This window comes from Micromonospora craniellae (genome assembly GCF_014764405.1).
GTDB lineage: Bacteria > Actinomycetota > Actinomycetes > Mycobacteriales > Micromonosporaceae > Micromonospora > Micromonospora craniellae.
This window is the reverse complement of record NZ_CP061725.1, coordinates 1096114-1112167: the sequence shown is the minus strand read 5'-3', so window position 1 is coordinate 1112167 and position 16054 is coordinate 1096114. Positions and strand designations below refer to the sequence as shown.

At 72.3% G+C, this 16054-nt stretch carries 16 protein-coding genes and 1 pseudogene; 16 read left to right on the top strand and 1 reads right to left on the bottom strand.

From position 1 onward, the window contains the following. Window positions 1-13: 13 nt before the first annotated feature. The 16 genes and pseudogenes from ID554_RS05075 to ID554_RS32920 all read left to right on the top strand — a co-directional run bounded on the left by ID554_RS05075 (window position 14) and on the right by ID554_RS32920 (window position 14983). Window positions 14-2344, top strand: coding sequence for a [protein-PII] uridylyltransferase (locus ID554_RS05075; RefSeq protein WP_223884439.1), 2331 nt, complete (start codon window positions 14-16; stop codon window positions 2342-2344). A gap of 186 nt (window positions 2345-2530) precedes the next feature. Further along, a complete protein-coding gene (gene ffh, locus ID554_RS05070; protein WP_117226731.1) occupies window positions 2531-4075 on the top strand; it encodes a signal recognition particle protein in 1545 nt (514 codons plus the stop codon). A 121-nt stretch (window positions 4076-4196) separates the two neighbouring features. Further along, on the top strand, window positions 4197-5276 hold the full coding sequence (locus ID554_RS05065; RefSeq protein WP_117226730.1) for an amidohydrolase family protein: 1080 nt from the start codon (window positions 4197-4199) through the stop codon (window positions 5274-5276). Between the two features lie 134 nt (window positions 5277-5410). Continuing rightward, window positions 5411-6817, top strand: a complete 1407-nt coding sequence (gene proS, locus ID554_RS05060) for a proline--tRNA ligase (RefSeq protein ID WP_117226815.1) — start codon at window positions 5411-5413, stop codon at window positions 6815-6817. Window positions 6818-6833: 16 nt separating this feature from the next. After that, on the top strand, window positions 6834-7481 hold the full coding sequence (locus ID554_RS05055) for a DUF402 domain-containing protein (protein ID WP_117226729.1): 648 nt from the start codon (window positions 6834-6836) through the stop codon (window positions 7479-7481). Between the two features lie 254 nt (window positions 7482-7735). Next, complete coding sequence (rpsP, locus tag ID554_RS05050; protein ID WP_117226728.1) at window positions 7736-8185, top strand: 30S ribosomal protein S16; 450 nt, start codon at window positions 7736-7738, stop codon at window positions 8183-8185. A 1-nt stretch (window position 8186) separates the two neighbouring features. Beyond that, on the top strand, window positions 8187-8420 hold the full coding sequence (locus ID554_RS05045) for an RNA-binding protein (RefSeq protein WP_117226727.1): 234 nt from the start codon (window positions 8187-8189) through the stop codon (window positions 8418-8420). A 2-nt stretch (window positions 8421-8422) separates the two neighbouring features. After that, on the top strand, window positions 8423-8986 hold the full coding sequence (gene rimM / locus ID554_RS05040) for a ribosome maturation factor RimM (protein WP_191088864.1): 564 nt from the start codon (window positions 8423-8425) through the stop codon (window positions 8984-8986). A 17-nt stretch (window positions 8987-9003) separates the two neighbouring features. Beyond that, window positions 9004-9777: a tRNA (guanosine(37)-N1)-methyltransferase TrmD gene (trmD, locus tag ID554_RS05035; protein WP_117226725.1), complete on the top strand. Its 774-nt coding sequence runs from the start codon at window positions 9004-9006 to the stop codon at window positions 9775-9777. Between the two features lie 144 nt (window positions 9778-9921). Next, window positions 9922-10278, top strand: coding sequence for a 50S ribosomal protein L19 (gene rplS / locus ID554_RS05030; protein WP_117226724.1), 357 nt, complete (start codon window positions 9922-9924; stop codon window positions 10276-10278). A gap of 183 nt (window positions 10279-10461) precedes the next feature. Then, window positions 10462-11333, top strand: a pseudogene (gene lepB, locus ID554_RS05025) (signal peptidase I). Between the two features lie 9 nt (window positions 11334-11342). After that, the gene (lepB, locus tag ID554_RS05020; RefSeq protein WP_117226723.1) at window positions 11343-11978 is read left to right on the top strand and encodes a signal peptidase I; all 636 of its coding nucleotides are present in this window, start codon (window positions 11343-11345) and stop codon (window positions 11976-11978) included. A gap of 60 nt (window positions 11979-12038) precedes the next feature. Further along, complete coding sequence (locus ID554_RS05015; RefSeq protein ID WP_117226722.1) at window positions 12039-12527, top strand: NUDIX hydrolase; 489 nt, start codon at window positions 12039-12041, stop codon at window positions 12525-12527. Continuing rightward, complete coding sequence (locus ID554_RS05010; RefSeq protein ID WP_117226721.1) at window positions 12521-13333, top strand: ribonuclease HII; 813 nt, start codon at window positions 12521-12523, stop codon at window positions 13331-13333. The genes ID554_RS05015 and ID554_RS05010 overlap by 7 nt, the downstream gene beginning before the upstream one ends. Continuing rightward, complete coding sequence (locus ID554_RS05005; RefSeq protein ID WP_007075222.1) at window positions 13330-13653, top strand: DUF2469 domain-containing protein; 324 nt, start codon at window positions 13330-13332, stop codon at window positions 13651-13653. Before ID554_RS05010 ends, ID554_RS05005 begins: the two co-directional genes overlap by 4 nt. A gap of 313 nt (window positions 13654-13966) precedes the next feature. After that, the gene (locus ID554_RS32920; RefSeq protein WP_117226720.1) at window positions 13967-14983 is read left to right on the top strand and encodes a M23 family metallopeptidase; all 1017 of its coding nucleotides are present in this window, start codon (window positions 13967-13969) and stop codon (window positions 14981-14983) included. On the opposite strand, the gene ID554_RS04995 is transcribed toward ID554_RS32920, so the two are convergent. Further along, window positions 14871-16052 carry an aminotransferase class V-fold PLP-dependent enzyme gene (locus ID554_RS04995; protein WP_117226719.1) on the bottom strand — a complete coding sequence of 394 codons (1182 nt, stop codon included), beginning with the start codon at window positions 16050-16052 and terminating at the stop codon, window positions 14871-14873. The two genes, ID554_RS32920 and ID554_RS04995, sit on opposite strands and share 113 nt — an antisense overlap. Window positions 16053-16054: the final 2 nt, after the last annotated feature.

The window sequence follows — 16054 nt, the reverse complement described above, 5'->3', positions numbered from 1 at the left end:
CGGGAGGACAGCCGTGGAACGTGACTGCGGTAGGGCACTCCCGGCCGACGAGGTCGTCCGCGTACCGGCCGGGATCGGCGCCGCCGCGCGCCGGGCCCGGTCCGACGCGTACGACGCCTGGCTGGCCCGGCTGCTGCCGGACCGGCCGGGCGTCGCGCTGCTCGCGGTCGGCGGGCTGGGCCGGCGGCAGTGCGCCCCGCACGGCGACCTCGACCTGGTGTTGCTGCACGCCGGGGTGCCCGGCATCGACGAGCTGGCCGCCTCGCTCTGGTACCCGATCTGGGACGCGGGGCTGCGGCTGGACCACTCGGTACGCACCGTGGCCGAGGCGCTGTCGGTCGCCCAGGACGACGTGAAGGTGGCCCTGGGCCTGCTCGACGCCCGCCTCGTCGCCGGTGACCCGGAACTCGCCGTCACGCTGGTGAACAGCGCCGTGGACCACTGGCGGCGTACCGCCGTACGCCAACTGGCCCCGCTGCGCCAGAGCGCGGCGACCCGCTGGCAGTCCCACGGCGAGCTGGCGTTCCTGCTCGAAGGTGACCTCAAGGAGGCGGCCGGCGGCCTTCGCGACGTCGGCATCCTCAAGGCCATCGCCCTCGCCGGGATCACCGACGCGCTGCGTCCCGCCGTGCACGCCGCGCACCTGCGCCTGCTGGACACCCGCGACGCGCTGCACCAGCAGCTCGGCCGGCGGGTCGACCGGCTGCTCGCCCAGGAACGCGCCGGGGTGGCCGCGCTGCTCGGACTCCGGCAGGCGCCGGCCGAGGACGAACCATACCCGGCCTCGAACGACGCCACCGATCTCGCGCCGCTCCGGGAACGGCGAACGCAGGCTGAGGACGGCGACGGTGACGCGCTGCTGCGCCGGGTCGCCGGCGACGCGCGTACCGTCAGCCACGCTCTCGACGACGCGCTCCGCGCCGCCGACCGGCTGCGTTCCGGCCGCCGTCGGGGTGCCGACGGTCGCCCGGTGCGCCGGCCGGTCGCCCGCGACGTGGTGGAGCACGACGGGGAACTGGTGCTGGCCCGCACCGCCATCGGCGCCCGCCCCGACGCCAGCCTCTCGGTGCGGGTGGCCGCCGCCGCAGCGGTCACCGGCCTGCCGATCGCCCGGGCCACGTGCGAGTGGCTGGCGTCGTACTGCCCGCCGCTGCCGACGCCGTGGCCGGTGGAGGCGCGGGCCGCGCTGACCACGCTGCTGGGCGCCGGTGCGGGGCTGCTCCCGGCCTGGGAGACCTGCGACCGGTACGGGTTGATCGACGGCTGGCTGCCGGAGTGGACCCGGCTGCGTAGCCTGCCCCAGCACAACCCGGTGCACCGGTTCACCCTCGACCGGCACCTGGTGCAGACCGCGTACGAGGCCAGCCGGCACACCCGCGACGTGGACCGGCCGGACCTGCTGCTGCTCGGCGCGTTCCTGCACGACATCGGCAAGGGCCTGCCGGGTGACCACTCGACCGTGGGTGCGCCGATCGCCGAGGCGATGGCCGCCCGGATCGGCCTGCCCGAGGCGGAGGCGTCGCTGATCGGCACGCTGGTCCGGCTGCACCTGGTGCTGCCCGAGGTGGCCACCCGGCGGGACCTCGCCGACCCGGTCACCATCTCCCGGGTGGCCGAGACGGTCGGCGACGTGGCCACCCTCGACCTGCTGTACGCGCTGGTCCGCGCGGACGCCGCCGCCACCGGGCCGGGTGCCTGGTCGGCCTGGAAGGGGCGGCTGGTCGCCGAGCTGGTCGCCCGGGTCCGGACCACGCTCGACACCGGCGCCGTGCCGCAGCCACCCGCACCCGATCCGGCGCTGGTGGCGGGGCCGCTGCCGGTCGTACACCTGACCGGGGACCGGGTGGCGGTGGCCGCGGCCGACCGGCGGGGTCTGCTCGCGACGGTGGCCGGTTGCCTGGCGCTGCACCGGCTGGAGGTCCTCGCCGCCGACGCGTCGACGGTGGACGGCCGGGCGCTGGTCGAGTGCCGGGTGCAGCCGCGGTACGGGTTGACGCCGGATCCGGTCGCGCTCACCGCGGACCTGCGCCGGGCGATCGGCGGCGACGTGTCGGTGACGCAGCGCCTGCGGGCCCGGGCCGGGCGGGGCGCCGGGGCCGAGCCCCGGGTGGTCTGGCACCGCGACGCCGCCACCGACGCCGTGCTGCTGGAGTTGCGTGCCGCCGACGCGGCGGGCCTGCTCTACCGGGTGACCACCGCGTTGGACGCGGCCGGCGCGCAGGTCCGGGCGGCCCGGATCGCCACCCTCGGCGGGGACGTGGTGGACGTGTTCTACCTCGTCGGCTCGTGGCCCTCGGACGCCGACCGCGACCGTCTGGAATCCGCCGTGCTCGCCGCCGTCTAGCGCGCCATGCAAGGAAGGGTCCCCTACTAACGCCTGGTGTATAGAAGGGGTCCCTTCCTTTCACCCGGGGCGGCGGGAGAGACGGCGTGGAGCGGCGGTACCGGTGGCCGGATACGCTAACGGTGGTCGGAGCGCTCATCCGGCCCCACTCGTGCTCGCCGGAACACTGACAAACGGGATGTTCGTGTGTTTGACACCTTGAGTGACCGCCTCTCCGGGATCTTCACCAAGCTCCGCGGCAAGGGACGCCTCACCGACGCCGACATCGACGCGACCGCGCGCGAGATCCGTCTCGCGCTGCTGGAGGCCGATGTCGCCCTGCCGGTGGTCAAGGGCTTCATCACGAACGTCAAGGAGCGGGCCAGGGGAGCGGAGGTCTCCCAGGCGCTCAACCCGGCGCAGCAGATCATCAAGATCGTCAACGAGGAGCTGGTCGCGGTTCTCGGCGGCGAGGGGCGTCGGCTCCAGTTCGCCAAGCAGCCGCCGACGGTGATCATGCTCGCCGGCCTCCAGGGCTCCGGCAAGACCACCCTCGCCGGCAAGCTGGCCCGCTGGCTGCGGACCCAGGGGCACCAGCCGCTGTTGGTCGCCGCCGACCTCCAGCGGCCCAACGCCGTCGGGCAGCTCCAGGTGCTCGGTGGCCGGGCCGGTGTCGAGGTGTACGCCCCGGAGCCCGGCAACGGCGTCGGTGACCCGGTGCAGGTGGCAAAGGCCTCCATCGAGCACGCCCGACGGGCCGCCCGCGATGTCGTCATCGTCGACACCGCCGGCCGGCTCGGCATCGACGCGGAGATGATGCAGCAGGCCGCGAACATCCGGGACGCGGTCCAGCCGGACGAGGTCATCTTCGTCATCGACGCGATGGTCGGTCAGGACGCGGTGCGGACCGCCGAGGCGTTCCGTGACGGCGTCGGCATCACCGGCGTGGTGCTGTCCAAGCTCGACGGCGATGCGCGCGGTGGCGCCGCACTGTCGGTCCGCGAGGTGACCGGGCAACCGATCCTCTTCGCCTCCACCGGCGAGAAGCTGGAGGACTTCGATGTCTTCCACCCCGACCGGATGGCCAGCCGGATCCTCGGCATGGGCGACGTCCTCACTCTGATCGAGCAGGCCGAGGCGGCCTTCGACACCGATCAGAAGGAGAAGATGACCGCCAAGCTGATGGGCGGCGAGCAGTTCACCCTGGAGGACTTCCTCGACCAGCTCATCGCGGTACGCCGGATGGGGCCGATCGCCAACGTGCTGGCCATGATGCCGGGCATGGGGCAGGTCAAGGACCAGCTCGCCGAGCTGGACGACAAGCACTTCGACCGGATAACCGCGATCATCCGCTCGATGACCCCGGCCGAGCGCACCAACCCGAAGATCATCAACGGCTCCCGGCGGGCCCGGATCGCCAACGGTTCCGGCGTCACCGTGATGGACGTCAACCAGTTGCTCAACCGCTTCACCGACGCGCAGAAGATGATGAAGCAGATGGGCGGCATGATGGGCCTGCCCGGCGGCGGCCGGCGCAAGGCGACCAAGAGCCCGAAGAACAAGCGCAAGGGCACCAAGGGCGGCAACCGGCCGCGTAGCGGCGCCGGGATGCCGGGCGGCTTCCCGGGCGGTATGCCGCAGCTCCCGCCGGGGATGAACCCGGACGACCTGGCCGCCGGCCAGGGACTGCCGCCGGGCTTCAAGCTGCCGAAGATCGACTTCAACAAGCTGGGCAAGCGGGACAAGCCCTAGCCGGCCCCACTCGTCGTCGTCCGGCAGAAGGTCGGCTCTCCGATCCGGGTGCGAGAGGCCCGAAGAGGCCCCCACCTGCCCTGACATTCACAAGGGCTCGATGATCGGGTAGGACTTACACATGGCTCTGCATGTCCGTGGCGTGCTTCTGCCCGACGACGAGGTACGGGACCTGTGGCTGGTCGGTGACCGGGTCACCTTCGATCCGGTGCCCGGTGCCGAGACGGTGGTCGACGGCGGCTTCGTGCTGCCCGGGTTGGTCGACGCACACTGTCACATCGGCATCGCCCGGGGGGCCACGCCGATCACCTCGCTCGACCAGGCCCGGACGCTGGCCCGGACCGACCGGGACGCCGGTGTCCTTGCGATCCGGGACGCGGGCTCGCCCTTCCCGTACCCGGAGTTGGAGGACGAGCCCGACCTGCCGCGACTGGCCCGCGCGGGCCGGCACGTCGCGCCGCCCAAGCGGTACCTGCGGGACATCGGGATGGAGGTCGCCGCCGCCGAGGTCGCCGCCGCCGTGACGGCGCAGGCCGCCGCGGGCAACGGCTGGGTCAAGCTGGTCGGAGACTGGATCGACCGGGGCGTCGGTGACCTGGCGCCGGCCTGGGACGCGGACACGATGACGGCCGCGGTGGCGGCCGCGCACGCCGCCGGGGCACGCGCCGCCGTGCACACCTTCAGCGAGTCCGCCGTGGAGATCATGGTGCGGGCCGGGGTGGACTCGGTGGAGCACGGCACCGGGCTCAGCCTGGACCTGATCGACCTGATGGCCCGGCAGGGCACCGCGCTGATCCCCACGATGATCAACATCCGGACCTTCGGCGGGATCGCCGACCAGGCCCGACCCAAGTTCCCCGGGTACGCCGACCACATGATCGCCCTGCGCGACCGCTTCCCGCAGGTGGTGCGCGCCGCGTACGAGGCGGGAGTGCCGATCTACGTGGGCACCGATGCGGGCGGCGGCATCGACCACGGTCTCGCCGTGGAGGAGATGCTGCTGCTGCACGAGCAGGCCGGCATGTCCCGGACGGACGTGCTCGCCGCCGCCTCCTGGGGCGCCCGCGCCTGGCTCGGCTTCCCCGGCCTCGTCGAGGGCGGCCTGGCCGACCTCTCCGTCTACGCGGAAGACCCCCGCCGAGACCTGAACGCCCTCCGCACCCCCTCCCGCCTCATCCTCCGCGGCAACCTCATCCGCTGACCCCCGCACCTCCCGGTTGATCAAGAAGTTCGCGTCAAGCTCCTGCCCGGCGGCGACCCAAACTTCTTGATCAACCCGTGAGGTGGGGTGGGTGGGGGGTGTGGGGTGGGTGGGGGCGCATAGGATGTGTGGTCATGGCGCGTGTGCTGACTCCCCGGGCGGAGGACTTTCCCCGCTGGTACCAGGACCTCATCGCTAAGGCGAAGCTGGCCGACAATGGGCCGGTGCGGGGGACCATGGTGATCCGGCCGGCCGGCTATGCCATCTGGGAGCGGATGCAGGCCGAGATGGACGACCGGATCAAGGCGGCCGGGGCGGAGAACGCGTACTTCCCGCTGTTCATCCCGGAGAGCTACCTCAAGCGTGAGGCCGAGCATGTCGAGGGCTTCTCGCCGGAGCTGGCGGTGGTCACCCACGGTGGCGGCAAGCAGTTGGCCGAGCCGGTCGTGGTGCGCCCCACCAGCGAGACGGTGATCGGCGAGTTCATGGCCAAGTGGATCGACTCGTACCGGGACCTGCCGCTGCTGCTCAACCAGTGGGCCAACGTGGTCCGGTGGGAGTTGCGGCCCCGGGTCTTCCTGCGTACCAGCGAGTTCCTGTGGCAGGAGGGGCACACCGCGCACGCCACCCGCGCCGACGCCCGCGCGTACGCCCGCAGGATCCTGCACGAGGCGTACGAGGACCTGATGGTGAACGTGCTCGGCATCCCGGTGGTAGTCGGGCTCAAGACGGCCCGTGAGCGCTTCGCCGGGGCGACCGCCACGTACACCTGCGAAGGCATGATGGGCGACGGCAAGGCGCTCCAGCTCGGCACCAGCCACGAGCTCGGGCAGAACTTCGCCAAGGCGTTCGACATCAGCTACTCCTCCGCCGAGGGCGGCCGGGAACACGCCTGGACCACCTCCTGGGGCACCTCCACCCGGATGCTCGGCGGCCTGATCATGTGCCATGGCGACGACAACGGGCTGCGGGTGCCGCCGAAGCTGGCGCCGGTGCAGGCGTACGTGATGGTGGTCAAGGACGGCGACGGCGTGGGCGCTGCGGCGGCCAAGCTCCGCGACGCGCTGCGCGACGCCGGTGTCCGGGTCACCCTCGACGACCGCACCGACACCCCCTTCGGCCGCCGGGCCGTCGACGCCGAGCTGCGCGGGTACCCGGTACGCGTCGAGGTCGGTCCCCGCGACCTGGCCGCCGGCAACGCGGTCGTGGTGCGGCGTACCGACGGGTCGAAGGCGCCCACGCCGGTGGCCGACGTGGTCGGCGCGGTGCTCGCCGCCCTGGAGGCCGACCAGCAGGCCCTGCACGACCAGGCGCTCGCCTTCCGCCAGTCGCGCACGGTCGAGGCGGCGACTCTGGACGAGGCGCTGGAGACGGCGGCCACCGGCTGGGCCCGGGTGCCGTGGTCGGCGGTCGGCGTGGAGGGCGAGGCGAAGGCCAACGGGCAGGGCGTGACCGTCCGCTGTCTGGTCCGCGCCGACGGCTCGGTGCCGGACACCGAGGACGAGCCCGACCTGGTCGCCATCCTGGCCCGCGCGTACTGAGGAACCGGTCACGACGGTGAGATTCGAACCGGGCCGCCTGATCGTGCACCGCAACGTCCGGCGGGGCCGGATCGGTTGGGTGCGCCCGGTACGCGTGGTCAGCGACGACGACCGGGGCCTGCTGCTGTGGCTGGCCCGGGACACGGCGGTGGCCAGCGAGGTGACCGAGGCCGGCGTGGGCATGCGGGGGATCCCGTTCGCCGAGTGGGTCGTCTCGACGTACCGGCTGGCGACCGGCCGGTGGCTGGGACCGCCGCTGCTGAAGTTCCTGCCGACGGGCGCCGCCCACTCGGTCTGGTGGTTCCAGGACGCGCAGGGGTGTTTCACCCACTGGTACGTCAACCTGGAGGAGCCCGGAATCCGCTGGGACGACGGCGACCTGGCCGGCGTCGACATCGTGGACCAGGACCTCGACGTGGTGGTGCGCCCCGACCTGAGCTGGGCGTGGAAGGACGAGGACGAGTTCACCGAGCGGCTCGCCTTCCCGGAGCACTACTGGGTGCCGGATGAGGCGGCGGTCCGGGCCGAGGGCAAGCGGGCCATCCGGACGGCTGAGGCGGGCGAGTTCCCGTTCGACGGGGCCTGGTGCGACTTCGTCCCCCCGGCGGAGTGGACCGCGCCGCCGGAGTTGCCGCCCGGCTGGGACCGCCCGCCGGCCCGCTGACTTCTCCACCCGAGTGTGTTCCGGGTCACGTTCGGGTCATGGTCGGTGACGTGGGCCGGTCCGGTGTGAGGGTTCCGGGACCGATCTGGCAGAATGGCTGGCTGGTATCCGGCGCGTGTCCGGCGCCCTCTAACCCGGGCGCGTCGCCTGTCCACCCGAGCGGTCTCCGGCCCAACCCCACTGTGCCGGTCGGCGTTCACCCATGCACACCGCCCATACCGGGCCGGTGATATCGCAACAGGAGCGAAACAACCGTGGCCGTAAAGATCCGGCTCCTGCGGATGGGCAAGATCCGCAACCCGCAGTACCGCATCGTCGTCGCCGACTCGCGCACCAAGCGCGACGGCCGGGCGATCGAGTTCGTCGGGATCTACCAGCCGAAGGAAGACCCTTCGGTGATCGAGGTCAAGTCGGAGCGGGTCCAGTACTGGCTGTCCGTCGGCGCCCAGCCGAGCGAGGCGGTGCAGCGGCTGCTGGAGCTGACCGGTGACTGGCAGAAGTACAAGGGCCTGCCGGCCCCGCCGCCGCTGAAGGTCGCCCCCGAGCGGGCCGACCGCAAGGCGGCGTACGAGGCCGAGGCGAAGGCCGCCGCCGGCCTGGCCGAGACGCCGGCCAAGCCGGCGAAGAAGGCCGCCAAGGCCACCGAGGCCAAGGCTCCGAAGGCCGAGGAGCCGGCCGCCGCTGACTCCGGCGAGCAGGCCTGACATGGCACTGCGGCCGGCGTTGGAGCACCTGGTCAAGGGCATCGTCGACCACCCGGAGGACGTACGCGTCCGGATGGTCGACTCCCGTCGGGGCAAGCGGCTCGAGGTCCGCGTGCACCCCGAGGACCTGGGCACCGTGATCGGGCGGTCCGGCCGGACCGCCAAGGCGCTGCGCCAGGTGATCGGCTCCATCGGTGGGCGCGGCGTACGCGTCGACATCGTCGATTCGTACTGATGCTGCTCATCGTCGGCAGGATCGGCAAGCCGCACGGCATCCGTGGTGAGGTCACCGTGGAGGTGCGGACGGACGAGCCCGAGACGCGGTTCGCCCCCGGCATGGTGTTGACCACCATGGCGGGGGCGAACGCCGCGAACGGTCGAGGTGCTGCGCCCGCCGGTCCCGGAGTGCCGTTCGAGGTGCCCGGCGAGCTGACCGTGGAGGCGGCCCGCTGGCACCAGGGGCGGATGCTGGTCGCCTTCGAGGGAGTGCTGGACCGCGACGTCGCGGAGGCGTTGCGTGGCACCCTGGTCGCGGTGGACAGCGCCGATGTCGCTCCGCCGGAGGACCCGGAGGAGTTCCTCGACCACCAGCTCGTGGGCCTGGCCGTGGTCACGCCGGACGGCGAGCGCCTCGGCGAGGTGGCCCGGATCGACCACGCGCCCGCCTCCGACCTGCTGGTGCTGCGCCGCCCTGAGGGCGGCACCGCGCTGATCCCGTTCGTCAAGGAGATCGTCCCCGAGGTCGATCTCGCCGGTGGTCGTGTCGTGGTGGACCCGCCCGGCGGCCTGCTCGACCTGTAGACCCGGGAGCACCCCTGATGCGCGTCGACATCGTGTCGATCTTCCCGGAGTACTTCGCCCCGCTGGACCTGTCGTTGGTCGGCCGGGCCCGGGCCAACGGCACGCTGCGGCTGGTCGTACACGATCTGCGTACTTGGACGCACGACGTGCACCGCACCGTCGACGACACCCCGTACGGCGGCGGGCCCGGCATGGTGATGCGGCCGGAGCCGTGGGGCGCGGCGCTGGACGCCCTGGCCCCGCCGGAGGCGCCGCCGCCCCGCCTGCTGGTGCCGTCCCCGGCCGGTGTGCCGTTCACCCAGGCGCTGGCGCACGAGTTGGCCGCCGAGCCGCGCCTGCTGTTCGCCTGCGGCCGGTACGAGGGCATCGACCAGCGGGTGCTCGACCATGCCGCGACGCGGATGCCGGTCACCGAGGTCAGCCTCGGCGACTACGTGCTCTTCGGCGGCGAGGTCGCGGTGCTGGTGATCCTGGAGGCGATGACCCGCCTGCTGCCCGGCGTGCTCGGCAACGCCGGCTCGCTGGACGACGAGTCGCACGCGCACGGGCTGCTGGAGGCGCCGATGTACACCAAGCCGGCGACCTGGCGCGATCTGGAGGTGCCGGCGGTCCTCCGCTCCGGCGACCATGGCCGGATCGCCCGCTGGCGTCGGGACGAGGCGCTGGCGCGGACCGGCCGGCGTCGTCCGGACATGCTCGCCGCGATCGACCCGGGCAGCCTCGACAAGCGGGACGTCACGGCGCTGGAGCGGGCCGGATTTCAGGTGCCCCGGGGGGATGTGGCAAAGTAGAGGGGTTGCCGCAGTCGCCCACGCCGTGGACGGCTGCGAGGATCCCCGACCGGGGTCGGTTCCGGCCGGCTGCCACCCGGAGATCAGTATCACCCATCCGCGCGCCGAGTGACGGTGCGCCGTGAGCCTCACGAGGACACCACGATGAACATCCTGGACGCCCTTGACGCCCAGTCGAAGCGCACCGACCTGCCCGACTTCCGTGCCGGTGACACCGTCAAGGTGCACGCCCGGGTGGTCGAGGGCAACCGGTCCCGGGTCCAGATCTTCCAGGGCGTCGTCATCCGCCGCCAGGGCGACGGGCTGCGTGAGACGTTCACCGTCCGTAAGCTCAGCTTCGGTGTGGGTGTCGAGCGGACCTACCCGATCAACAGCCCGGCGATCGACCGGATCGAGGTCGTGGTCCGTGGTGACGTGCGCCGGGCCAAGCTCTACTACTTGCGGGAGCTGCGGGGCAAGAAGGCCAAGATCAAGGAGCTGCGCGAGAAGCAGCCGAGCTGACATCGCCCAGCGCCACGCCGCCCGAGCTGCGCGTATGCCGTACCGGCCAGACCGCACTACCCTGGTCGGTACGGGCGCAGCGGGGCGGTGAGCCGCCTGGTAGGCGGATGAACCCCACTACCGCCCGGGAGGTCTCGACGAGACTTCCGGGCGGTAGTCGTTTCTGCGGACCGGGGAGTGCGCGTGGCACAGGCGCTTGACGACAGCGGCGCGGTCGATCCGTGGCGACGACGCACCCGCCGCACCAAACCGCAGATGCCGCTCTGGCAGGAGCTGCCGCTGCTGCTCGTCGTCGCGTTCTGCCTCGCGGTGCTGATCCGCACCTTCCTGCTCCAGGCGTTCTTCATCCCCTCCGGGTCGATGGAGGACACCCTGCTGGTCAATGACCGGGTGCTGGTCAACAAGGTCGTCTACACCATGCGCGACCCGGAACGCGGCGAGGTGGTCGTCTTCCGCGGCACCGACCAGTGGGTGCCGCAGGTCGACACGCAGCCGCCCACCGGCTTCGCCGACAAGCTCGGCCGCACCATCGGTGACCTGGTCGGAGCCGGCCGGCCCGGCGAGAAGGACTTCATCAAGCGCGTCATCGGGCTGCCCGGCGACCGGGTGAGCTGCTGCGACGACCAGGGCCGGGTGCTGGTCAACGGCACCCCGCTGGACGAGTCGGCGTACGTCTTGCGGGACTCCCCGCTGGACCTGCCGCCGAACCCGGAGGAGTGTCGCTCCCGCCGGTTCGAGGAGATCGTCGTACCGCCCGGGCAGATGTTCGTGCTGGGTGACCACCGTCTGGTCTCGCAGGACGCCCGTTGCCAGGGCTCGGTGCCGATCGACAACGTGGTGGGGCGGGCGTTCGCGGTGGTCTGGCCGTCGAGCCGCTGGCACTCACTGCCGGTGCCGGAGACGTTCGCCGGTGTCGCCCCGCCCGCCGGTGCCGGTGGCGCCGCGCCGCCGGTCCGCCCCACACCCGACGGGGGCGTCGTCCTGATCCTTCCGATCGCGGCCACGCTGACCGTTCTCGCGCGTTCCGGACGATGGTCCTCGACCCGGCAACGTAGGCTTCTTCCGTGATTGACGAGCAGACCGACAAGTCGCGCCATTCGTTCTGGAAGGAATTGCCCATCCTCCTGGGGGTGGCGATCGTGGTCGCGGTACTGGTGCGTGCCTTCGTACTGCAGACCTTCTTCATCCCCTCGCCGTCGATGGAGAACACTCTCAAGATCGACGATCGGGTGCTGGTCAACAAGCTGGTGTACAACTTCCGGTCACCGCACCGGGGTGAGGTGATCGTCTTCAAGGCGCCGGTCGAGTGGAGCGGCAACCCTGCGGGCGAGGACTTCATCAAGCGCGTGATCGGCGTCGGCGGCGACCGGTTGGTCTGCTGCGACGACCAGGACCGGCTGGTGATCAATGGTACGCCGCTGGACGAGCCGTACATCTTCTCCTTCGACGGGCGGCGCGACAAGCCGGCGGACCAGGAGTTCGACGTGCAGGTGCCACCGGGCCGGCTCTGGGTGATGGGCGACCACCGTTCGGCCTCCGGCGACTCGCTGGAGCACTACCAGCAGTCCGGGCAGAACGTCGACACGGCCACCATCCCCGAGCAGGAGGTGGTGGGCCGGGCCTTCACGATCTTCTGGCCGGTCGGCCGGGCCACCCTGCTGACCGTGCCCGAGCAGTTCGAGTCGATACCGCAACCCTGATCCCGGCCTGGCCCAACGGGCGGCATGGGAGTTGTCGCCCGGGTCTGGCAGTCTGGTGCGGTGACGGTCTACACCCCGAGGCGCGCGGCCCGCGTGCTCCTGGTCGACGCGGCGGGCAGGTTGCTGCTCTTCCGTGGCGTCGACCCGGCCCGGCCGGAGCATGGGCGCTGGTGGTTCACCGTCGGAGGCGGCCTCGACCCCGGCGAGACGTACGCCGAGGGCGCCGCCCGTGAGCTGGCCGAGGAGACCGGATTGCGGCTGACCGTGGCCGAGATCGGCGAGCCGGTGCACGCCGACCTGATCGAGTTCCCCTTCGACGGGGTGTGGTACCGGCAGGAGCAGCAGTTCTTCCTTGTGCGGGTGGCGGCGCACGAGGTCGACACCGCAGGCTTCAACGAGATCGAGCGGGACAGCGTGGACGGCCACCGGTGGTGGTCGGCGGCGGAGTTGACCGGCACCGACGAGCGGTACTACCCGCAGGACCTGCCGCAGGTGCTGGCCCGGGCGCTCGCCGACGGTCCGGCCCTGATCTCGGGTGCGGCATGCTGACCCCGCCCCGCACCGTCGTACGCCGCGAAGCCGGTCTCTACGCGTTGGAACGCGCCCTGCAACGGCGGGGATTCCGGCACGTGGCCGGTGCCGACGAGGCCGGCCGGGGCGCCTGCGCCGGGCCGCTGGTGGCCGCCGCCGCGATCCTGCCCGAGGGGCGACGCGGCGAGATCGAGGGGCTGGCCGACTCGAAGCTGCTCACCGCGGCCAGTCGGGAGCGGGTGTACGACGAGGTCGTCGCGCGCGCCCTGGCGTACGCGGTGGTGGTCGTCCCGGCCGAGGAGGTCGACGCTCGGGGGCTGCACGTGTGCAACCTGGCCGCCATGCGTCGGGCGCTCGCCTCGCTGACGGTCCGCCCGGAGTACGTGCTGACCGACGGGTTCGGCGTGGACGGTCTGGGCGTTCCCGGGTTGGCGGTGTGGAAGGGCGACCGGGTGGCCGCCTGTGTGGCGGCGGCGAGCGTGCTGGCCAAGGTCACCCGGGACCGGATCATGGTGGATCTGGACGCGGCGCATCCCGGTTACGGCTTCGCCGAGCACAAGGGGTACGTCACTGCGGAGCACAGCGCGGCGCTGCGTGACCATGGGCCGTGCCCGCAGCACCGGTTCTCGTACGTCAATGTGGCTGCCGTCTCGGGACGGGACGGTCGGCCGCCACGCTCCCGGCGGCCGCTTGGTGCAAGCCCGGACGAGCCGATGGAGCGCTCAGCCGCCGTAGGGGGTACCGTCGGCGTGGCGTCGGGCGAGCAGTCTCGGCCTCCGGCGTCGGTGGGGGAAGATGTGGTCATGGAAGGCGGAGTGCGATGAGCGCGGAAGATCTCGAGAAGTACGAGACCGAGATGGAGCTCCAGCTCTACCGGGAGTACCGCGACATCGTCCGTCAGTTCTCCTACGTGGTGGAGACCGAGCGCCGGTTCTACCTGGCGAACCAGGTCGACCTGCACGTGCGTAACTCCGACGGCGAGGTCTACTTCGAGGTCGAGATGCACGACGCGTGGGTCTGGGACATGTACCGTCCGGCCCGGTTCGTGAAGAATGTTCGAGTGATGACGTTCAAGGACGTCAACGTCGAGGAGCTGGAGAAGCCGGACATCTCCCTCCCCGCCGACTCCGGCTTCGGCGGCTGATCCGCGCGTCCCCGCCCGGACGGGCATCGCCGGTGGCCCCCACCACCGCGATCCGTCCATCGTGTCCGGTGACCAGCCGGGCGGTCACGCCGCCACGCGGCTGGGCCGCCAGCACCGGAATCAGGTCGCCCCCTGACCGGCACAGAGACTGACCGCCCGCAGGCATGCCGATCGCGCGTCACCCCGTCGATCCAAGGCGCTGTGTCATAGCAGATCACCTTCTCCGGCGTGGGTTGTCCACAGGACGCCTCGCCGTCCACAGGCGAGCCCGCCGGGGCGGCGGGGGCCTGGCCGTGCGGTCAGGATCGCCGGTATGCCCACCCGGTTCTCGCTGGTCAGACCCGTCCTTCCCGCCTGGGCACGGCGTGCCCGGGTGCGGTGTGCCTCGGCGTCGCCTGCCGTGGCAGAGCGTGCCTCGGTGTGGCCCGCCTTGCCGGGGCATGCCTCGGTTGTGCTTGTTCCGGGAGGGCGTTCCCCGGCGCGGGATGGCGAGGTTGTGCCAACTCTCGCCGCCCGGGCGGGCGGTGGGTGGGCGGCTCGGGCCGGGCGCGTCCTGCTCGCCGGGTTCGTCGCGCTGGTGCCGGCCCTGGCACCGACGGCGCTCGCGGCCGGACCGCGAGCCTCTGTGGTGCAGACCGAGTTCCCGCCTGCGCTGCCTTCTGCCGCACCGCTCTCGGCCCCATCGGCCTGGGCCGCACCGGTGTCCGGGGAACAGCCGGGGGATGGCGGGCGGTTCAGGTGGCCGGTCGACGGGCGGCCGCAGCCGGTGCGCCGGTTCGATCCGCCGCCCCGACCGTGGCTGCCCGGTCATCGCGGAGTCGACCTGCTCGCATCGACCGGTGCGACCATCCGCGCCGCCGGCACCGGCACGGTCCTGTTCGCCGGCATGGTCGCCGGCCGTCCGGTGCTCTCCGTGGGTCACCCGGACGGCCTGCGGACGACCTACGAACCGGTCCGGCCGGACGTCACGGTCGGCACGTCGGTGTCGGCGGGCACCGCCCTGGGCACCCTGCTGCCGGGACATGGCGGCTGCCCGGAGGCGGCGTGCCTGCACTGGGGGCTGCGCCGGGGAGACGACTACCTTGACCCGCTGACCCTGCTCGGTCTCGGTCGATCACGCCTGCTGCCGCTCGACGCGGACCCGGCCGCCGCGGGACCTCGTGCCGCGGTCAGTCTCGGCCGGCGAGGTGCGGACAGCGTTGTGCGGCGGGGTGCGGTCAGCGTTGGGCGAGCAGGGTGGGCAGCCGGACAGCGAGCCGCTCGTACTCGTCCGGTGAGTTGTACACCTGCCCGCAGAGCCGCAGTAACCCATGCCCGTCGAAGGTCATGACAGCCACCTGGACGGCGAGCCGCTCGGCGATCCGGGCCTGCAACGCCCGCGCCGCGTCGATGGTCGTGGCGAGCCCCGCCGGCAACGGGACGATCCGCATGGCGACGGTGGGTCCGCCGGGGTCGAGCAGTTCGACGGGCGGCACCGCGAGCGCATCCCCCACCACCCGCTGCCCGTACGCGGCCAGTGCGGCGTTGTGCGCGCGTACCCGGTCCACCCCCAGGCTGCGCAGCGTGTAGAGCCCGGCCGGTGCGCTGAGCCATGCGGTGTAGTCCGCCGTCCCCTGCCACTCCAACCGGCCGGGGAAGCCCGACTCCTGCTCCCAGGAGACCACCAGCGGCTCGATCCGGTCCCGCCACGCCGGTGACACCACGAGCACTGCGGTGCCGCGTGGCGCGTACCCCCACTTGTGCAGGTTGCCGACCCAGAAGTCGGCGCCGATGCTCCGCACCGACGCGGACAGCATGCCCGGAGCGTGCGCGGCGTCGACCAGCACCGGTACGCCCTGCTCCCGGGCGATCCCGACGATCGCGGCGACCGGGAACAGTCGGGCCGTGGCCGAGGTGACCTGGTCCACCACGAGCAGCCGGGTACGCCCCGGCCGCAGCCCGGACCGGACGATCTGCAGGATCTCCTCGTCGGTGGCGGCCAACGGCACCCGCAGCACCCGGTGCGTCACCCCGGTCCGGCCGCATTCCCGCTGCACCGACAGGGTGACCGCGCCGTAGCCGTGGTCGGTGGTGACCACCTCGTCCCCGGCCCGCAGCCCGAGCGTCTGGAGCACCACCGCCACGCCGGTGGTGGCGTTCGGGGCCAGCGCCGTGCCGTCGGGGTCCGCGCCGAGAAATTCGGCCAGGTGCCGGCGGGTGTGAGCGATCCGGTCGGCCAGGCCCTGCACGAAGAAGCGCAGCGGGTCCGACTCCATCTCGTCGCGCAACCGCTGCTGGGCCCGTTGCGCCACGATCGGCACCGCCCCGAACGAGCCGTGGTTGAGGTGACTGGTCGCCGGATCGAGGGAGAAGAGCAGACGGGCACCCGCGATCGGCTCGGGTGGTGGCGGGACGCTCACCC

Bases quoted from the DNA above. Each gene is read 5' to 3' on its own strand.
- ID554_RS05065 (WP_117226730.1), top strand. From the start codon at position 4,197: ATGGCTCTGCATGTCCGTGGCGTGCTTCTGCCCGACGACGAGGTACGG.
- proS (WP_117226815.1), top strand. From the start codon at position 5,411: ATGGCGCGTGTGCTGACTCCCCGGGCGGAGGACTTTCCCCGCTGGTAC.
- ID554_RS05045 (WP_117226727.1), top strand. From the start codon at position 8,187: ATGGCACTGCGGCCGGCGTTGGAGCACCTGGTCAAGGGCATCGTCGAC.
- trmD (WP_117226725.1), top strand. From the start codon at position 9,004: ATGCGCGTCGACATCGTGTCGATCTTCCCGGAGTACTTCGCCCCGCTG.
- rplS (WP_117226724.1), top strand. From the start codon at position 9,922: ATGAACATCCTGGACGCCCTTGACGCCCAGTCGAAGCGCACCGACCTG.
- ID554_RS05010 (WP_117226721.1), top strand. From the start codon at position 12,521: ATGCTGACCCCGCCCCGCACCGTCGTACGCCGCGAAGCCGGTCTCTAC.
- ID554_RS05005 (WP_007075222.1), top strand. From the start codon at position 13,330: ATGAGCGCGGAAGATCTCGAGAAGTACGAGACCGAGATGGAGCTCCAG.
- ID554_RS32920 (WP_117226720.1), top strand. From the start codon at position 13,967: ATGCCCACCCGGTTCTCGCTGGTCAGACCCGTCCTTCCCGCCTGGGCA.